Consider the following 3549-nt stretch of genomic DNA (forward strand, 5'->3'; position numbering starts at 1 on the left):
GCATAACGGCACTACAAATACCAATTGGTCATTATATTTTATAACCATGGTGGTTATGAATACCATTAATAGAATATTGAAAAATATAAAGGTGACCTTTACATTATTATCATATACCGTTCTTCTATATTTTTTTAAAAACAAAAAAAGCATAACAAGCACTAGAGCAACTAATACGGTATACCCTATAAGTATATAATAATAGTTATTCGCAGTCCATAGCTCAGATTCATACTCAGACTTTAACGACTCTAATATTTTAAGATTTTCTGCCTCTACGACCTCTCCTTTGGCAATTATTAATCGTCCTTGATCTACAGTTCCCCTGGTATATGATAATTTAGACAATGCTTCTGCCCTAGCTTTTTGGGTAAGGCTATTATCAAAACTTACATTAGGTGCAATAATATCAAAAAACAAAGCCTGTATTTCTTTCTCAAATGCAGATAAATTATTTTCAGCAAGTACTTTACCGACCAAACTATTAATTTCATTTACCCTATAGAAATCTGAAACCCTAACTTTTCTAGCTTCATTATCCTTCACTAAAAAAATAAAACTGCGCTGAACCTGCTTGCCATTGTTCTGCAAAATTCCTTTGGCGTAAACAGAATCTAACACAACTTTTGAAAAGTATTTTAAGCGCGATTTTTGATTTTCACCAAGTACGCTACCACCCCATTTATCTTCAAATTTTTGGTCAAACTCATTTAAAACACCATTAACCTCAGCCTGATCATATCTATAATACGGTAATTGATTATCTTCAATTACTTGTTTTTCCTTTTCTATTTCTGATTCAGTTTTTTGAATGGAGAAATCAAAGGGAGCGTACAGGTTTTCAAATTGCCAAGGCTTTCCTTTTTGAAATTCATATTTAAATTTCCCTCCCTTAGGTAAGAAAAACACAATAAATGCAACCGCTACAAAGTAGAGTATATACTTGTAAATGAGTGATTGCTGCTTGTAAAAATTATCCAAAAGAAAATTGTATTAGGTTCTCCAAAAATAGAAAATAATAAACTGATAATCGGTAATTGAAACGATATCCCTCGGGTTGCTATAGAATTTAGTAATTTCGTGTAATTAAATATTCAAAACATGAAAGAAGTCGTTATCGTATCAGCCGTTAGAACTCCTATAGGTAGTTTCATGGGTGGATTATCAACAGTTCCTGCTCCAAAATTAGGTGCAATTGCTATTGAAGGCGCATTAAAAAAAATCAACTTATCACCTACATTAGTAGATGAAGTAATAATGGGAAATGTAGTGCAAGCAGGTACAGGTCAAGCACCTGCCAGACAAGCTGCTATATTTGCCGGTATACCAAATACCGTACCCTGCACAACTATCAATAAAGTTTGTGCCTCTGGTATGAAATCAGTAATGCAAGGTGCGCAGGCAATTGCTTTAGGAGATGCAGATATAATCGTTGCAGGTGGAATGGAAAACATGAGCCTAATACCGCATTATGTTCACATGAGAACCGGTACAAAATTTGGACCTACTTCTTTAATTGACGGTATGCAAAAAGACGGTCTTGTAGATGCATATGATGAAAATGCAATGGGGGTTTGTGCAGATGCATGTGCTACAGAATATGAATTTAGCAGAGAAGACCAAGATGCTTATGCCATACAATCATACAAAAGGTCGGCAGATGCCTGGGAAAACGGAAAATTTGACAATGAAGTTATACCAGTAGCCGTACCACAGAGACGCGGTGAACCCAAAATGGTTACTAAAGATGAGGAATTTAGTAATGTTTTTATTGAGAAAATACCGAATTTAAGACCTGCATTTTCTAAAGACGGAACGGTTACCGCTGCCAATGCTTCTACTATTAATGATGGTGCCGCGGCATTAATTTTAATGAGTAAAGAAAAAGCAGTAGAACTAAATTTAGAACCATTAGCTATTATAAAAAGTTATGCAGATGCAGCTCATGAGCCTGAGTGGTTTACTACAGCTCCTGCTAAGGCTCTACCAAAAGCTTTGGCAAAATCTAATCTAAAATTAGAAGAGATAGACTTCTTTGAATTTAACGAAGCTTTCTCTGTGGTTGGTCTTGCCAACATGAAAATATTAGGTTTAAATGATAATAATGTCAATGTAAACGGTGGCGCTGTCTCTTTAGGACACCCATTAGGATGTTCTGGTGCACGAATTCTAATTACACTGTTAAACGTTTTGGAACAAAATAATGCTAGACTAGGTGCAGCCGCAATATGTAATGGTGGTGGTGGTGCTTCGGCAATTATTATTGAAAAAGCCTAAGCGCATAAATTAATTATATGCAATACGGTAATTGTCAATTAAGCATTGTTCCTGTAAAAAATAATCCAGACGAGTCATCTGAACTGATTACACAACTTTTGTTCGGTGAACATTATAAGGTATTGGAATGCAGGAAAAATTGGTCTAGAATAAAGACTATTGTTGACAAATGCGAAGGTTGGATAATGAACAGCCAATTGGTTTTTATACCGGAAGAAGAATTTAACGCCATTCAAGCAAATAAAAAACCAAAGCATGTCACTGAATTAGTATCTTTTGTTGAAGATTCTAATAAAATTTTAACACCAATTTTAATAGGTTCTTGTCTGACAGACACCTCATCATTACCTTTTAATTTTGAGGGTAATTTTAACGGCGAAACTAATACAAAAGAGAACCTGATCAAGACGGCATTGCTTTATTTGAACTCCCCTGAATTAAAAGGCGGCAAATCTCCTTTTGGGATTGATAGCGCAGGTTTTTCACAAATGGTATACAAGATAAATGGATACCATCTTTTAAGAACTGCACAAAGCCAATCAACACAAGGCACTGCGCTAAGTTTTGTTGAAGAAAGTGAAGCTGGAGATTTAGCTTTTTTCGATAATGCACATGGAGAAATTGACCATGTAGGCATCATTATGGAAAACAATTATGTTATTCATGTGAACGGAAAAGTAAGAATTGACCGTTTAGATCACACAGGCATATTCAACAACGACCTAAGAACATACACACACCAATTACGGGTTATTAAAAAGATTGTATAAAAAAAAAGGCCCTATTTAGGGCCTTTTAATTTTATTGGTGAGATTCTAATTACTCTCCTAACATCTTCTTTATTTTCGTGAAGTTTTCAGTATCACCCATTGCCCCGTAAATATTTTTAAGCTGAATCATTATATTTTCATTTTCAGGATTGTTCTTCAACGCATCTTCCAACACATCTGCACCTTGCTTAAACAAACCATCTTTTTTCTCTTTCAACTCATCATATTTTGCAATATCAGCCCTAGAGTTCCCTAAAGAATTCATTTCATCAATTAACTTGTTACCTTCATTTACATACGTTGTAGAAAGATTTAAATAAGCATTAGTATACTCAGGGTTAAGCTCAATTGCTTTTTTATAAGACACACGAGCGTCTTCATAATTCTCTTGTTCCATACTGATAACACCAACGTTGTAGTGTAAATCTGGATTATCAGGCGCCAATGCAATTGCTTGAGCCATTAATTCTTTAAACTTATCCTTATCTCCTTGATTGAAATA

3 protein-coding genes and 1 pseudogene are annotated in these 3549 nt (G+C 34.7%); 2 read left to right on the plus strand and 2 right to left on the minus strand.

Annotated features, from left to right (window positions below; genetic code table 11):
• Positions 1-981 (minus strand): annotated as a pseudogene (locus ABJI11_RS09350) (phosphohydrolase); the annotation flags it as partial.
• A 120-nt stretch (positions 982-1101) separates the two neighbouring features.
• Between ABJI11_RS09350 and ABJI11_RS09355 the strand changes: the two are divergent.
• Positions 1102-2277, plus strand: a complete 1176-nt coding sequence (locus tag ABJI11_RS09355; protein ID WP_348351517.1) for an acetyl-CoA C-acyltransferase — start codon at positions 1102-1104, stop codon at positions 2275-2277.
• 17 nt (positions 2278-2294) lie between these two features.
• Entirely contained in the window at positions 2295-3047 is a 753-nt protein-coding gene (locus ABJI11_RS09360) for an NlpC/P60 family protein (protein ID WP_348351519.1), read from the plus strand.
• Positions 3048-3096: 49 nt separating this feature from the next.
• Here ABJI11_RS09360 and ABJI11_RS09365 read toward each other — a convergent pair.
• Positions 3097-3549, minus strand: a 453-nt coding sequence (locus ABJI11_RS09365) for a tetratricopeptide repeat protein (RefSeq protein ID WP_348351521.1), incomplete at its 5' end; no start/stop codon positions are given.

Origin of the sequence: Maribacter sp. (assembly GCF_039968975.1) — a bacterium.
Lineage (GTDB): Bacteria > Bacteroidota > Bacteroidia > Flavobacteriales > Flavobacteriaceae > Maribacter.

What these genes read in the sequence shown, in the direction of transcription:
- ABJI11_RS09355 (WP_348351517.1), top strand. Translation starts at nt 1,102, where the DNA reads ATGAAAGAAGTCGTTATCGTATCAGCCGTTAGAACTCCTATAGGTAGT.
- ABJI11_RS09360 (WP_348351519.1), top strand. Translation starts at nt 2,295, where the DNA reads ATGCAATACGGTAATTGTCAATTAAGCATTGTTCCTGTAAAAAATAAT.